The 13,762-nt window shown below is 64.1% G+C and carries 13 protein-coding genes and 1 tRNA gene; 10 read left to right on the top strand and 4 right to left on the bottom strand.

Annotated elements, in window-relative coordinates; all coding sequences use genetic code 11:
* Window positions 1–34 precede the first annotated feature (34 nt).
* A complete protein-coding gene (locus ACRQ5Q_RS05875; protein ID WP_439396440.1) occupies window positions 35–559 on the bottom strand; it encodes a Dps family protein in 525 nt (174 codons plus the stop codon).
* A gap of 114 nt (window positions 560–673) precedes the next feature.
* Here ACRQ5Q_RS05875 and ACRQ5Q_RS05870 point away from each other — a divergent pair, with 114 nt between their 5' ends.
* Both ACRQ5Q_RS05870 and ACRQ5Q_RS05865 read left to right on the top strand, forming a co-directional pair.
* Window positions 674–1,375 carry a class I SAM-dependent methyltransferase gene (locus ACRQ5Q_RS05870; RefSeq protein ID WP_439371010.1) on the top strand — a complete coding sequence of 234 codons (702 nt, stop codon included), beginning with the start codon at window positions 674–676 and terminating at the stop codon, window positions 1,373–1,375.
* Between the two features lie 54 nt (window positions 1,376–1,429).
* Window positions 1,430–1,505 (top strand) — tRNA-OTHER (locus tag ACRQ5Q_RS05865).
* Between the two features lie 142 nt (window positions 1,506–1,647).
* Here the strand turns inward: ACRQ5Q_RS05865 and ACRQ5Q_RS05860 are convergent.
* Complete coding sequence (locus ACRQ5Q_RS05860; RefSeq protein ID WP_439371011.1) at window positions 1,648–2,025, bottom strand: ArsR/SmtB family transcription factor; 378 nt, start codon at window positions 2,023–2,025, stop codon at window positions 1,648–1,650.
* Between the two features lie 113 nt (window positions 2,026–2,138).
* Between ACRQ5Q_RS05860 and ACRQ5Q_RS05855 the strand changes: the two genes are divergently transcribed.
* From ACRQ5Q_RS05855 to greA, 3 genes are all read left to right on the top strand, one after another.
* Window positions 2,139–3,308, top strand: a complete 1,170-nt coding sequence (locus tag ACRQ5Q_RS05855; RefSeq protein WP_439396438.1) for an MFS transporter — start codon at window positions 2,139–2,141, stop codon at window positions 3,306–3,308.
* Window positions 3,309–3,449: 141 nt separating this feature from the next.
* On the top strand, window positions 3,450–6,914 hold the full coding sequence (gene carB / locus ACRQ5Q_RS05850; protein ID WP_439371013.1) for a carbamoyl-phosphate synthase large subunit: 3,465 nt from the start codon (window positions 3,450–3,452) through the stop codon (window positions 6,912–6,914).
* Window positions 6,915–7,122: 208 nt separating this feature from the next.
* Window positions 7,123–7,596 (top strand): transcription elongation factor GreA, encoded by a 474-nt coding sequence (greA, locus tag ACRQ5Q_RS05845; RefSeq protein ID WP_027563740.1) that lies wholly within the window; start codon window positions 7,123–7,125, stop codon window positions 7,594–7,596.
* 242 nt (window positions 7,597–7,838) lie between these two features.
* On the opposite strand, the gene ACRQ5Q_RS05840 is transcribed toward greA, so the two are convergent.
* Window positions 7,839–8,318, bottom strand: a complete 480-nt coding sequence (locus ACRQ5Q_RS05840) for an Lrp/AsnC family transcriptional regulator (protein WP_026312113.1) — start codon at window positions 8,316–8,318, stop codon at window positions 7,839–7,841.
* 267 nt (window positions 8,319–8,585) lie between these two features.
* On the opposite strand from ACRQ5Q_RS05840, the gene trxB reads away from it, so the two are divergent.
* The 5 genes from trxB (at window position 8,586) to ACRQ5Q_RS05815 (ending at window position 12,571) form a co-directional block, all read left to right on the top strand.
* Window positions 8,586–9,551 (top strand): thioredoxin-disulfide reductase, encoded by a 966-nt coding sequence (gene trxB, locus ACRQ5Q_RS05835; protein WP_439371014.1) that lies wholly within the window; start codon window positions 8,586–8,588, stop codon window positions 9,549–9,551.
* Window positions 9,552–9,556: 5 nt separating this feature from the next.
* Window positions 9,557–10,480: a LysR family transcriptional regulator gene (locus tag ACRQ5Q_RS05830; RefSeq protein WP_026312114.1), complete on the top strand. Its 924-nt coding sequence runs from the start codon at window positions 9,557–9,559 to the stop codon at window positions 10,478–10,480.
* A gap of 446 nt (window positions 10,481–10,926) precedes the next feature.
* Window positions 10,927–11,835 (top strand): 4-hydroxy-tetrahydrodipicolinate synthase family protein, encoded by a 909-nt coding sequence (locus ACRQ5Q_RS05825; RefSeq protein ID WP_439396436.1) that lies wholly within the window; start codon window positions 10,927–10,929, stop codon window positions 11,833–11,835.
* Window positions 11,836–12,053: 218 nt separating this feature from the next.
* Window positions 12,054–12,275, top strand: coding sequence for a hypothetical protein (locus ACRQ5Q_RS05820; protein ID WP_439371017.1), 222 nt, complete (start codon window positions 12,054–12,056; stop codon window positions 12,273–12,275).
* 98 nt (window positions 12,276–12,373) lie between these two features.
* On the top strand, window positions 12,374–12,571 hold the full coding sequence (locus tag ACRQ5Q_RS05815; RefSeq protein WP_439396434.1) for a hypothetical protein: 198 nt from the start codon (window positions 12,374–12,376) through the stop codon (window positions 12,569–12,571).
* Between the two features lie 123 nt (window positions 12,572–12,694).
* On the opposite strand, the gene ACRQ5Q_RS05810 is transcribed toward ACRQ5Q_RS05815, so the two are convergent.
* Window positions 12,695–13,372, bottom strand: a complete 678-nt coding sequence (locus ACRQ5Q_RS05810; RefSeq protein WP_439396432.1) for an AAA family ATPase — start codon at window positions 13,370–13,372, stop codon at window positions 12,695–12,697.
* Window positions 13,373–13,762 lie beyond the last annotated feature (390 nt).

Here is a 13,762-nt window from a genome sequence, read left to right as displayed (position 1 = left end):
GCGAGATGGCCATGACCTGTCTTCGCCAGCTGACTTACGCCGCGTTGCTGCCTTCCTGCCGGGTCGCCTCGAACAGGAACCATGTCCGCCGCTCGGTCTCGTCGATGAAGACTTCGAGGATACTGGCGCTAGCGACGTCACCGGCCTCGTCGCAGACGTCGTGTGCCTTGCGCATCGCGGCCGCAACGTGCTTGTTGTCCTGCATCAGCTCGCGCAGCATCTCGCGCGGTGGGACGTAGTCCTCGTTGTTGTCCTTGATGGTCTGGAGCTTTGCGACCTGGCCAATCGACTTCAGCGTGGTGCCGCCGATCTTGCGAACTCGCTCGGCGAGCTGGTCGGTGGTGGCGAAGATCTGGTCCGACTGCTCGTCGAGCAGCAGGTGATAGTCCCGGAAGTGCCGGCCGCTGATGTGCCAGTGGAAATTCTTGGTCTTCAGATACAGTGCAAACGCGTCGGCCAGGAGCACGTTCAGTTGTTCCGAGACCTTCTTGACCCCGTCGGGCGACAGGTCGGTGGGGGTGTCGAGATCGGGCGAGACCTTGTTGCTGGTTTTGCTCACGGGAGACCTTCCTGTTAGGACGCGGACATTGACGGCGCGCCGTCGCACCCCTAACGCAAGGCGGGCAGCGCCGGTTCCTTGACAGGAACCATTTGGCCGGGACCTGCGGATACCATGGACGATTGGATCGATTATTACGACTCGACGCATACGATCTATGTCAGCAAGCTGCATCGCGACTTGCACTTCCAGATCATCGCGCGGGACATCATCGGCTACATCACTTCGCCCGGGGCGACCGTGCTCGATTACGCCTGCGGCGAGGCGCTGTCCGCGAACCAGGTCGCGGCCGCCTGCGGCAAGCTGATCCTGGCCGAACCGGCGCCGGGCGTGCGCGGCCGGCTGATCGCGCGGTTTGCCCCCAACACCAAGATCCGCGTCCGCTCGCTCGACGATGTCCGCAAGATGCAGGACCAGTCCATCGACCTCGTGGTGATGAACTCGGTCGCGCAATACATGACACCGGCGGAGCTCGATGCCGCGCTGCTCAATATCCGGCGATTGCTCACTCCGTCCGGCAAGCTGGTGCTTGGCGACATCCTTCAGCCGCATGTCGGCATGTTCAGGGACGTGATTGCGCTGCTCGGCTTCGGCTGGCGGCACGGCTTCCTGAAAGACGCGCTGATCGGGCTGATCAGCACCGCGTTGTCGGATTACCGTCAGCTGCGCTCGAAGATCGGGCTGCAGCGCTACAGCGAGGACGAGATCACCGCGAAGCTGAAGGCGGCCGGCTTCGCGGTTCAGCGCGCGCACGCCAATATCGGGCACAATCGCTGGCGCATGACCTTCATCGCGCGGCCACCTCTGGTTCGTTAAGCATAACAATTAGTCGTTGTGGCTTGTCGGACTGCAATCAGTAATGTCCCCGCCGGCCCGGTGGCGGAAGCGTCTACGCGAGGGCGGTGCAACGCTCTTCATCCTGGTTCAAATCCAGGCCGGGTCTCCACGTTTCGCCCGCAGGGCTACGCGTGGCGCAGCCGCGCTGAACCCGCAGGGGCGAAGCGTGTCCGGCGTACCTGAAGCGAAGCGAAAGCGAAGACGGACTGACGGCTAACGCGCGCCGTATCAGCAGCCCACGCGCAAGCGTCTCACCGTCGGTCAACCTCAACCAATTCGCACTCCGGCAGCAGCGGAAGCCTGTCCGCATCCCTGGCTGCGGAGCTGAGCACGGCATCGAGCAGGCCGGGGAAGCGCGCCTCCAGATCCTCGCGGCGCAGCCGCATGAAGCGGTTGGTGCCCGCCACGCGGGTCCGCATCAGGCCGCAGTCGCGCAGCTTGGCGAAGTGATAGGCGAGGTTCGACTTGCCGCTGAGCGCGCTGAAGTCGCTGCAGCGGAGTTCGCTGCTGACACGTTCCTGCTGGGCGAGCTGGTAGACGATCGCCAGACGGATCGGATCGCTCAGACAATCCAGAACCATCGGCAGCTCGATCTGCTCGCGGGTGGGATGGTGGGGTGTGCGGCTCATGATCCCGGAATCATAGCGATGCGACCACAATGTTCAATAGTTCTTGAACCAATTGACAGAGCGATCGCTTGGTTCGATAGTTCAATAAACGTTGAACATATGGATTGTTTCTGATGAGCGTCTTCTGGCTGGCCCTGGGGGCCTTTGCGATCGGCACCGAAGGGTTTGTGATTGCTGGACTTTTGCCCGCGATTGCGGGCGACCTATCGATTTCGGTCGCGGCCGCGGGCCAATTGGTCACCGCCTACGCCCTCACCTATGCGGTGGGCTCGCCGATCCTGGCGGTGGCGCTGAACAACATCGACCGCCGCACCGTGCTGGCCCTGGCGCTGGCGACTTTCATCGCCGGAAACCTCGCAGCGATGGTGTCGTCCAACTACGCCCTGCTGCTGGTCTCGCGGATGCTGATGGCGCTGGGCTCGGGGCTCTGCATGCCGACGGCGCTAGCGGTGTCGGTCGCCGTCGCCTCGCCCGAACGGCGCGGCCGCGCGGTGGCGCTCGTGACCTCCGGGCTCACGGTCGCAACTGTCATCGGCGTTCCGCTCGGCAATCTCGTCGGCAGCCTGCTCGGCTGGCGCGCGACTTTTGCCATGGTCGCCGTGATCGGCGCTGTTGCGCTCGCCGGCCTGCTGCTCGGTCTGCCTCGCGGCCTGCCGCGCAACACGGCTTCGCTCGGTGACCGGCTGGCCGTGGCGCGGCACGGCAACGTCCTGATCGCGCTTCTGATCACCACTCTCTGGGCGCTCGGCGGCTTCACCGTGTTCACCTATTTCGCGATCCCGCTGCGCGGACTCGGCTTCGCTGCCCCGCAGATCAGTCTGGCGCTGCTGGTGTTCGGCGGCGCGGCTGCGATCGGGAACATGCTCGGCGGCGCGCTGGCGGACCGGCTCGGCACGCTGACCACCGCAGCGCTCGGGCTCGCCGGCATGGCGAGCGCGCTGATCCTGCATTCGCTGGTCCTCAAATTGATGCCGGGGCAAGCGCACTACGCCGTGCTGGGCGCGATCTTCCTGTGGGGCATCTCGGGCTGGGCGTTCTATCCGGCCCAGGTCGCCAGCATCATCCGGATCGAGCCGCAGGCCTCGATGATCGCGCTCTCGCTCAATGCCTCCGCGATGTATCTCGGCTTCGCCATCGGCGGGGCCTTAGGGGGAGCGGTACTGGCCACCCTGTCGCCGACCGACCTCGGCTGGATCGGCGGATCGAGCGTTGCGGCCTCGCTTCTGGTGCACCTCGCCCGCGGCTGGCAGGCCCGGCCAAAACCCGTCAAAATTGCCGGTTGATGGGCGTTTTTCGGGGTTTCGCCGCCCCGAAAACTGGTCTAAGACCCACCCGCGCGCGAGGGAGACCCCCGCGCTCTCGCTCAAGGGACGCGCGGCAAGCGCGCCCTTTTTTTGTGCCCAAATTCCAGCCCGCGAGCGGTGATGCCTAAACGAACCGACATCTCGACCATCCTGATCATCGGCGCCGGCCCCATCGTGATCGGCCAGGCCTGCGAGTTCGACTATTCGGGCACGCAAGCGGTGAAGACGCTGAAGGAAGAGGGCTATCGCATCGTCCTCGTCAATTCCAACCCGGCCACGATCATGACCGATCCGGAATTGGCCGATGCGACCTATATCGAGCCGATCACCCCGGAGATCGTCGCAAAGATCATCGAGAAGGAACGTCACGTCATTCCCGGCGGCTTCGCGCTGCTGCCGACCATGGGCGGCCAGACCGCACTGAACTGCGCTCTGTCGCTGCGGCGGCAAGGCACGCTCGAGAAATTCGACGTCGAGATGATCGGCGCGACCGCCGACGCGATCGACAAGGCCGAGGATCGCCAGCTCTTCCGCGAGGCCATGACCAAGATCGGGCTCGAGACCCCGAAGTCGCGGCTCGCCAACGCGTCCGAGCTGAAGAAGTCCTTCCGCGACAAATACCACGCCGAGCGCGAGAAGCTGTCGGGCGCAGCGCTCGAGGAGCTCGACCGCCAATGGACCCTCGGCGAAAGCGACCGTCGCAAGCGCTACCAGGAATACGCATTCGGCCAGGCCATGATGGCGCTGTCCGAGATCGGCCTGCCCGCGATCATCCGTCCCTCCTTCACCATGGGCGGCACCGGCGGCGGCATCGCCTACAACAAGGAAGAGTTCCTCGACATCATCGAGCGCGGCCTTGACGCGTCCCCGACCAACGAAGTCCTGATCGAGGAATCCGTCCTCGGCTGGAAAGAGTTCGAGATGGAGGTGGTGCGCGACAAGAACGACAATTGCATCATCGTCTGCTCGATCGAGAATTTCGATCCGATGGGCGTGCACACCGGCGACTCCATCACGGTGGCGCCGGCGCTGACGCTGACGGACAAGGAATACCAGATCATGCGCGACGCCTCCCTCGCGGTGCTGCGCGAGATCGGGGTGGAGACCGGCGGCTCCAACGTGCAGTTCGGCGTCAATCCGGAAGACGGCCGCATGGTCGTGATCGAGATGAACCCGCGGGTATCGCGTTCGTCCGCGCTGGCGTCGAAGGCCACGGGCTTTCCGATCGCCAAGGTCGCGGCAAAACTCGCGATCGGCTACACGCTCGACGAGATCGCCAACGACATCACCGGTGGCGCAACGCCGGCCTCGTTCGAGCCGACGATCGATTACGTGGTGACCAAGATCCCGCGTTTCGCCTTCGAGAAATTCCCCGGTGCCTCCTCGACGCTGACGACGTCGATGAAGTCGGTCGGCGAAGTCATGGCGATCGGCCGCACCTTCCAGGAGAGCCTTCAGAAGGCGCTCCGCGGACTGGAGACCGGCCTCACCGGCCTCGACGAGATCGAGATCGAAGGTCTCGGCCGCGACGACGACAAGAACGCGATCCGCGCCGCATTGGGCACGCCGACGCCGAACCGCATCCTTCAGGTCGCCCAGGCGATGCGGCTCGGCTGGTCGAACGAGGATATCTTCAACTCCTGCAAGATCGATCCGTGGTTCCTCGGCGAGATGCGCGGCATCGTCGACATGGAGGAGAAGGTCAGGAAGCACGGCCTGCCCGGCAATGCTTTCGGCATGCGCACGCTCAAGACAATGGGTTTCTCCGACGCGCGACTTGCGGTGCTCGCGCAGACGACGGAGGCCGCGGTCACCGCGAAGCGCCACGCGCTCGGTGTCCGTCCGGTCTACAAGCGCATCGACACCTGCGCGGCTGAATTCGCTTCACCCACCGCCTACATGTACTCGACCTACGAGTCGCCATTTGCAGGCCGCACCGTCGACGAGAGCACGCCGTCGGACAAGAAGAAGGTCATCATCCTCGGCGGCGGGCCCAACCGCATCGGCCAGGGCATCGAGTTCGACTATTGCTGCTGCCACGCCTGCTTCGCGTTGCATGATGCCGGCTATGAATCCATCATGGTCAACTGCAACCCGGAGACCGTGTCGACCGACTACGACACCGCCGACCGGCTCTATTTCGAGCCACTCACCGCCGAGGACGTGCTGGAGATCATCGCGAAGGAGCGGTCGAACGGCACGCTGCACGGCGTGATCGTGCAGTTCGGCGGCCAGACCCCGCTGAAGCTCGCGCGTGCGCTGGAAGCCGCCGAAGTGCCGATCCTGGGCACCTCGCCCGATGCGATCGACCTCGCGGAAGACCGCGACCGCTTCAAGCGCGTGCTGGACAAGCTTCGCCTCAAGCAGCCGAAGAACGGCATCGCCTATTCGGTCGAGCAGGCGCGGCTCGTCTCCGCCGATCTCGGCCTGCCGCTGGTGGTGCGTCCGTCCTACGTGCTCGGCGGCCGCGCGATGCAGATCATCCGCGAGGAGAACCAGCTCAACGACTATCTGCTCGGCACGCTGCCGGAGCTGGTGCCCGCCGACGTCAAGGCGCGCTACCCCAACGACAAGACCGGGCAGATCAACACCGTGCTCGGCAAGAACCCGCTGCTGTTCGACCGCTATCTGACCGATGCCACCGAAGTCGACGTCGACTGCCTCTCGGACGGCAAGGACACCTTCATCGTCGGCATCATGGAGCACATCGAGGAAGCCGGCATCCATTCCGGCGACTCTGCCTGCTCGCTACCGCCGCACTCGCTCGACACCAAGATGATCGCGGAGCTGGAGCGTCAGACGCGCGAGCTCGCGCTCGGCCTCGACGTCGTCGGCCTGATGAACGTGCAGTACGCGATCAAGGACGGCGAGATCTACGTGCTCGAAGTCAATCCGCGCGCCTCGCGCACGGTGCCGTTCGTTGCCAAGGTGATCGGCACGCCGGTCGCCAAGATCGCGGCGCGGATCATGGCCGGCGAGAAACTCGCCGACTTCAAATTGAAGAGGGCCGATCTCAAGCATGTCGGCGTCAAGGAATCGGTATTCCCGTTCGCCCGCTTCCCCGGCGTCGACACGGTGCTCGGCCCCGAGATGCGCTCGACCGGCGAGGTCATGGGCATCGATCGCTCCTTCGCGGTGGCATTCGCCAAGAGCCAGCTCGGTGGCGGCACGCGGGTGCCGCGCAAGGGCACAGTGTTCGTCTCGGTGCGCGAGAGCGACAAGGTCCGTATCGCCGATGCCGTGCGCCAGCTGCATTCGCTTGGCTTCAGGGTGCTGGCGACCTCGGGCACGGCGCGCTTCCTGACCGACCAGGGCATCCCGGCGGAGAAGGTGAACAAGGTGCTGGAGGGACGGCCGCACATCGTCGACGCCATCACCAATGGCGACGTCCAGCTCGTCCTCAACACCACCGAAGGCCCGCAGGCTCTCGCGGACAGCCGTTCGCTGCGTCGCGCCGCCCTCTTGCATAAAGTGCCGTATTACACCACTCTTTCCGGGGCCGTGGCCGCGGCGCAGGGCATCCGCGCCTATCTGGGCGGGGACCTTGAGGTTCGCACCCTGCAGAGCTACTTTTCGGAAACCTGATCGCGAGCGGCGGTGAGCCCGCCGCTAAGTGGTTGGCAATGAAGCTACAATGGCCGGAGGAACTGTCCGGCCATGTGGTTGTTCTGTTCCGGCGCCAGACCCACATAACGTTCCGGTGGCGGCGTGTTCGGCCCCGGAAATATCGACGAATCAAGGTTGCCGCGCCCTTCTGTCAGTGGGGCGCGCCGGCCGAAGGACGAGAGAAGAGATGGAAAAGGTTCCGATGACCCAGGCCGGCTTTGTCGCGCTCGGGGAAGAATTGAAGCAGCGCCAGTCTGTGGACCGTCCGCGGATCATCGAGCATATCGCCGAGGCGCGCTCGCACGGAGACCTGTCGGAAAACGCGGAATACCATGCCGCGAAGGAAGAGCAGTCCCACAATGAGGGCCGCATCGCCGAGCTCGAGGACAAGCTCGCGCGCGCCGACATCATCGACATCTCGAAACTTTCCGGCGACACCATCAAGTTCGGCGCCACCGTGACGCTGGTCGACGAGGACACCGAGAAGAAAACGGTCTGGCAGATCGTCGGCGAGGTCGAGGCCGACGCCAAGAAGGGCCGCATCTCCATCACCTCGCCGCTCGCGCGCGCGCTGATCGGCAAGAAGAAGGGCGCCTCCGTTGAGGTCAACACGCCCGGCGGCGCCAAGGCCTATGAAATCACCAAGGTGGAGTGGCGGTAAGCTTTTGCCGCTGCGTCCCCTGACGTTTCGAAAAGGCCGCGCAGTGCGCGGCCTTTTTGTTTCGGCGTGGTGCTCGGGTTGTGGTGAACTCACGCCCTCGCCACGCGTCATTGCGAGCGCAGCGAAGCAGATCCAGAATCTTTCTGCGGAAACGGTCTGGACTGCTCGCTGCGCTCGCAATGACGGAGAGGAGCATCAGCTGGTCTTCGCCTCTCCCCGTAAGAACGGGGAGAGGTGAAGCCCTACCTCCGTCCCTTCACCTCGAGCGGCACCGCCGCCTCGTATTTCGAATTGTGCAGCACCAGCGACGTCCGCACGTTGCGGACATGCGGCGCCGCCGTCAGGTGCGTCACGAAATCCTGGAACGTCGCCATGTCCGGCGCGACGCATTTCAGGATGAAATCGACCTCGCCCGACAACATCCAGCATTCCCGCACCAGGGGCTCGGCGCGAACGAACTCCTCGAAGGCGCGCAGATCCGCCTCGGCCTGGCTGGACAGGTGCACGGCGGCGAACACCGTGACGTCGAACCCCAGCTTTCGCGCGTCCAGCAGTCCGCGATAGCCGTGGATATACCCCTCCTCCTCCAGCGCCCGGACCCTGCGCAGGCAGGGCGGCGGCGAGATGCCGACCCGCTTGGCCAGCTCGACATTGGTGATTCGACCATCGGCCTGAATCTCGGTGAGAATTTTCAGGTCGATCTCGTCTAGGCTCCGCGACACGTGATTGGAACTCCTGGCCTTTGCGGCGGTATTGGGTGGGTCTGTCGCAATCCTCATAGCCTAGTCCGCACGGTTAGCGCAATTTTATTGCGCGTGCAGTGCAATCGACTTTTGTTCCTTGTTGGAAAAATCCGCCGACAGGGAATGCAATTCTTGCATGGCTCATCAGAAGGCTTAGATTAGCTCTGATATTTCAGCGCCTCCTCGAGGCCTCCCGGCACGTTCCGCGCCCGCGCTGCAAATCCCCCGTGAAAGGCGTCCATCGAAATGTCCGCTCCTGTTCATGCAAAGGTCGTCATTATCGGCTCCGGCCCCGCCGGTTACACCGCCGCGATCTACGCCGCGCGCGCGATGCTCGAGCCGATCCTGATCCAGGGCATCCAGCCGGGCGGTCAGCTCACCATCACCACCGACGTCGAGAACTATCCGGGCTTTGCCGACGTGATCCAGGGCCCCTGGCTGATGGAGCAGATGGAGAAGCAGGCGGTCCATGTCGGCACCAGGATCGTCACCGATCTCGTCGTCAAGCTGGATACGGCGCAGCGGCCGTTCCGCCTCACCTGCGACAGCGGCGACGTCTATCTGGCCGACGCCGTCATTCTCGCCACCGGTGCGCAGGCACGCTGGCTCGGGCTGCCGTCGGAACTAAAATTCCAGGGCGGCGGCGTCTCGGCCTGCGCCACCTGCGATGGCTTCTTCTACCGCAGCAAGGAGGTCGTGGTGGTCGGCGGCGGCAATACCGCGGTCGAGGAAGCCCTCTACCTCACCAACCATGCTTCGCAGGTCACCATCGTGCACCGTCGCGATCACTTCCGCGCGGAGCGGATCCTGCAGGAACGCCTGTTCAAGCACCCGAAGATCAAGGTGATCTGGGACTCCGCCGTCGACGAGATCTGCGGTACCGAGAACCCGAACAAGGTCACCCATGTCCGCCTGAAGAACGTCAAGACCGGTGCGCTCTCGGACGTGAAGACCGACGGTGTCTTCATTGCCATCGGCCACGCGCCTGCAACCGAGCTGGTCAAGGGCCAGGTCAAGCTCAAACCGTCCGGCTATGTCGAGGTCGCCCCGAACTCGACCGCCACGTCGGTGCCCGGCCTGTTCGCCGCCGGCGATGTCGCCGACGAGACCTATCGCCAGGCCGTCACGGCCGCCGGCCTCGGCTGCATGGCCGCTCTCGAAGCCGAACGTTTCCTGGCCCTGCGCGCCAGCGAGCGCGCCGCAGCGGAATGAAGATCATGCCCCGAACACGCGACGGATTTACGGATATGGACTGGGACAAGCTGAAGGTGTTTCACGCGGCGGCGGAAGCGGGCAGCTTCACGCATGCGGGCGAGCAGCTCGGCCTGTCGCAATCGGCGGTCTCCCGCCAGGTCTCGGCGCTGGAGCAGGAGCTCTCGGTCTCGCTGTTCCACCGCCACGCCCGCGGCCTGATCCTCACCGAGCAGGGCGACCTCTTGTTCCGCACCGCGCATGACGTGTTCATGCAGCTGCAGGCGGCGCGCGCGAAACTGACCGACAGCCGCGAGCGGCCGAGCGGCGATCTCAAGATCACCACGACGCCGGGCGTCGGCATCAACTGGCTGATCCCGCGGCTCGGCGAATTCACCGCGCTCTATCCGGAGATCCGGATCTCGCTGATCGTCACCGACGAGGAGCTCGACCTGTCGATGCGCGAGGCGGACGTCGCGATCCGCACCCGCAAGCCGACGCAGCCGGACCTGATCCAGCGCAAGCTGTTCGCGATGGGCTTCCACGCCTATTGCTCGCCGGAATACATCAAGCGCTTCGGCACGCCGCGGACGCTGGAGGAACTCGACTCCCATCGCATCATCACGCTCTCCGACGGCAACTTCGCGCCGCATCTGCAGAACCGCAACTGGCTGGTCGAAGCCGCGCGCAACGGCTCGGGCCCGCGCGAGGCGTACTTCAAGGTCAACAACATCCTCGGCCTCGTGCGGGCCTGTCAGCAGGGCCTCGGCATCGCTGCACTGCCCGACTATCTGGTCGAGGAACAGAGCAAGCTCGTACAACTGTTCGGCGAATCGGATTCGATCCAGCTCGACACCTATTTCGTCTATCCCGAGGAGTTGAAGACGGTCGCGCGCGTGCAGGTGTTCCGCGACTTCGTGGTGAGCAAGGCGCAGCGCTGGCCGTCCTGATTTCCGCATGTCTGACATGCGGCCTCGGCTGTTGCTGCACGGCGCTCGTCAAGCCCATACTGTTTGCACGCTGAGCCTTCGCGTTGCGCATTTGTCCCCCTCCTCCAGTGGCGCGGGAGTTCAGTAATCCCTCTTGGAAGGTGATTGTGTCGGCCTCACGTGGCCAATACCTAAGCCGGGCCCTCGGGTCCGGCTTTTTTTCTGCCGAAATGGGCTTTCGCCCTCCGCGTGTATTGACAGTTCTGGGCGTCCCCCGCATTCTTTGCCAATGATCACGAAGTCGTGCGCACGCGTTTCGAAAAAAGGTCCCCGTCCGGGGACCTCGGAGTTTTGCGCGCGCTTTTAACGGCTTCGTCATCGCGAGCTAGATCCCGAAAACCCCGCCACCTGGACGGGGTTTTTTCATGTGCCTCCGTCTCAGGTTTTTCCCGAGAAGGAGATGGAACATGACCGGACTACGCGACCATTTGCACGGACTCTGGCTGCCGCTGGTGACGCCGTTCCGTGACGGCAAGCTGGACGAGGCCTCGCTGCGGCGGCTGACCCGGCATTACAGCGGACAGGCTGTCGACGGCTTCATCCTGGGGGCGACCTCCGGGGAAGGCATGACGCTGCGGGAGGGCGAGCTCGAGCGCCTCGTCGCCGTGGTGCGCGACGAGATGTCGGCGGGCCGCCGCACCTTGCCGATCTGCCTCGGACTGTCGGGCGCCGACACTGCGCGGCTGAAGGACCGCTTGGACGAGACCGCGGACTGGCCGATCGAGGGCTATCTGATCGCAAGCCCCTACTACGTGCGGCCGTCTCAGCGCGGACTGCTGGCGCATTTCGAGGCGCTCGCCGACCACGCGGCGTGGCCGATCGCGCTCTACAACATTCCCTATCGCTGCGCGGTCAACATCACCAACCAGACCACGCTGCGGCTCGCCGGGCATCCCAACATCGTCGGCGTCAAGGATTGCGGCGCCAGCCGCGAGCAATCGATCGCGCTCTTGCGTGACCGGCCCAAGGGATTTCGCGTGCTGACCGGCGAGGACGCCAACTATCTCGAGGCGCTCATCGACGGCGCCGATGGCGGCATCGTGCTGTCGGCCCATGTCGAGACCGCGACCTTTGCCGCCATGTACACGGAGGCGAAGCGCGGCGACCACGACGCCGCGCAGGCGCGCTGGAATGAGGTCGCCGCGCTCACGCGCCTGTTGTTCACCGAGCCGAGCCCCGCGCCGGCAAAGTATTGGCTGTGGCGATCCGGCCTGATCGACAGCCCCGAACTGCGCCTGCCAATGGTGGAGGTGAGCAGCGAGCTCGCAGCCACGATCGATCGCGAGATCGAGCGACGGATGAAAGTTCCGGCGTAGTGCACTCTCTCCACGCGCGCAGCTCGTCCTTGTCCCCTTGCGGGAGAAGGTGGCGCGAAGCGCCGGATGAGGGGTTCTCTCGACGCGCAACACTGTTCGTGAGGAGAGGGACCCCTCACCCGTCTCGCCGCTACGCGGCGAGCCACCCTCTCCCGCAAGGGCAGAGGGTAAGGCGCCCACGTGGTTAATCGCACCCCAACACTCTTCGCAGCTGCCGCATGGCGCATCCACGTCTCGTTTACGAGACCGCACCTATCGTCCTTCCCAAAGTCTACCAAAAAGGGGGAATGACCATGGGGCATCGCACCCGGCCTACGGCCGCGCAGCAATTCGCGCCCGCCGATCTCATGCAGGGGATTCTCGTCGTTTCGTCGTTCGCGTTCTGGGCAGTGGTGCTCGGCCTGATGCCGGTGCTGCTGTTCCGGGTCTGGCTGACCTGAGACGGCGGCGCGCCGCGATGGTTAAGCTCAAGTGGCAAATGCGCTCAAAATGCGAGCGGGCTTGCAAGCCGGAATTTTAAAACATCCCGCATAGCATGATGCCCATAAGCGAAGAAATCGCGGGGGCGTTTGTGAATAGTCATAATGAAATGGCGTCGCATTTCGGCGCCGGACGGCAGAGCCTGTCCACCGAAGAGAGCTTCACCACCGAAGACATCCTCTGGGCCGTCGGCATCTGGTCGGTGATCCTGACGCTGTCGCCGGTCATCGTGTTCTACATGCTGATGGTGGCGTGAGTTTCATCTCGAGATTCCGGATCTGGCGCTTACGCATCATCCCGGAATGACAGGTGAGCCCGGAAACGCAAAACGCGCGGACCTTCCCGCGCGTTTTCCGTCCGGGCAATGATCTATGAAAAATTACGCCGCCTGCTTGTGCATTGCGCCGGATCCCGACGCCGTGCCGCGAATGGCCTTGACCGAACGCTCGATCGCCGCCCACAGCCTTGCGATTTCCTGAGCCGCACGGCTTTCGGCCTGATATTCACGCGCGCCTTCGCCGTGGCTGAGCGCCATCAACAAATCCGAACGATTGGTGATCTGACCGCCCCACACCGGAGCGCGGAATTTCGCCAGCGCCTCGCGGGCGATGGTGACGATCGGGCTTTCGGCCTCGTCGCGCTTGGCCGGAGCACCGTTGAGCACGACCGCGTAGGGCTTGCGCGCCGCGCGGCACATCTGGATGGTTTCCTGCACCGCGTTGACGTCGAACACGCCGGGACGGGCGGGGATGACCACCATGGTGGCATTCTTGATCGCGTCGTCGACGACGGCCGAGAGGTTCGGCGGCGTGTCGATCAACACCCATTCATAACCGTCGCGCTTGGCAGCGGAGACGATGCCGCTGACGGAGTTCACGGCGGCCTTGATCGGCGGCTCGTTGGTGCCGCGCAGCTTGTGCCACAGCGTCAGCGAGCCCTGCGGATCCGCGTCCACGAGCATCACCTGCTTGCTCGCCTTGATCTGCGCGGCGAGATGTGCGGCCAGGGTACTCTTGCCCGAGCCGCCTTTACGCGATGCAAAAACAATAACGTTCATACCCTTGGCCTCCAGATTGACCCCTGGCCGCGAAAATGAATCAGCGCACTGATTCGGGAAAGAAAAATTTACCGGAGTTGCTTGGCCGCCACGAAATAACAAGGCGTGTTGGCTTTTGAGTCACACTGCTGCACGCGACGAGACACAAGCCACAATGCATCGCGCCTGAAACGAGCATATGTGCGCTTTTCGAGCAACGCGGCGGTAAAGCCGAATGCAACCCTGCCGCGCAAACTTTCTTCAGACTCTTTTCCATCGCGTGTGGCGGCAATCGCCGCGGGTCCGCGCGCATGGTGCTGCGAACAAAACGAGTCCGACGCTGTCGCACGGCTGACCCGCAATCATCTGCTTCGCGGATCGAACAAACCGCTTTCACGCCTCTCGCTTTCG

Origin of the sequence: Bradyrhizobium sp. PMVTL-01 (assembly GCF_051861855.1) — a bacterium.
Taxonomy (GTDB): Bacteria; Pseudomonadota; Alphaproteobacteria; order Rhizobiales; family Xanthobacteraceae; genus Bradyrhizobium.
The sequence above is the reverse complement of the archived record's forward strand: the minus strand, read 5'-3'. Positions and strand labels throughout refer to the sequence as shown.

Coding starts and splice junctions, on each gene's coding strand:
- ACRQ5Q_RS05870 (WP_439371010.1), top strand. CDS start 674: ATGGACGATTGGATCGATTATTACGACTCGACGCATACGATCTATGTC.
- ACRQ5Q_RS05860 (WP_439371011.1), bottom strand. CDS start 2,025: ATGAGCCGCACACCCCACCATCCCACCCGCGAGCAGATCGAGCTGCCG.
- ACRQ5Q_RS05855 (WP_439396438.1), top strand. CDS start 2,139: ATGAGCGTCTTCTGGCTGGCCCTGGGGGCCTTTGCGATCGGCACCGAA.
- carB (WP_439371013.1), top strand. CDS start 3,450: ATGCCTAAACGAACCGACATCTCGACCATCCTGATCATCGGCGCCGGC.
- greA (WP_027563740.1), top strand. CDS start 7,123: ATGGAAAAGGTTCCGATGACCCAGGCCGGCTTTGTCGCGCTCGGGGAA.
- trxB (WP_439371014.1), top strand. CDS start 8,586: ATGTCCGCTCCTGTTCATGCAAAGGTCGTCATTATCGGCTCCGGCCCC.
- ACRQ5Q_RS05830 (WP_026312114.1), top strand. CDS start 9,557: ATGCCCCGAACACGCGACGGATTTACGGATATGGACTGGGACAAGCTG.
- ACRQ5Q_RS05825 (WP_439396436.1), top strand. CDS start 10,927: ATGACCGGACTACGCGACCATTTGCACGGACTCTGGCTGCCGCTGGTG.
- ACRQ5Q_RS05820 (WP_439371017.1), top strand. CDS start 12,054: ATGGCGCATCCACGTCTCGTTTACGAGACCGCACCTATCGTCCTTCCC.
- ACRQ5Q_RS05815 (WP_439396434.1), top strand. CDS start 12,374: ATGCCCATAAGCGAAGAAATCGCGGGGGCGTTTGTGAATAGTCATAAT.
- ACRQ5Q_RS05810 (WP_439396432.1), bottom strand. CDS start 13,372: ATGAACGTTATTGTTTTTGCATCGCGTAAAGGCGGCTCGGGCAAGAGT.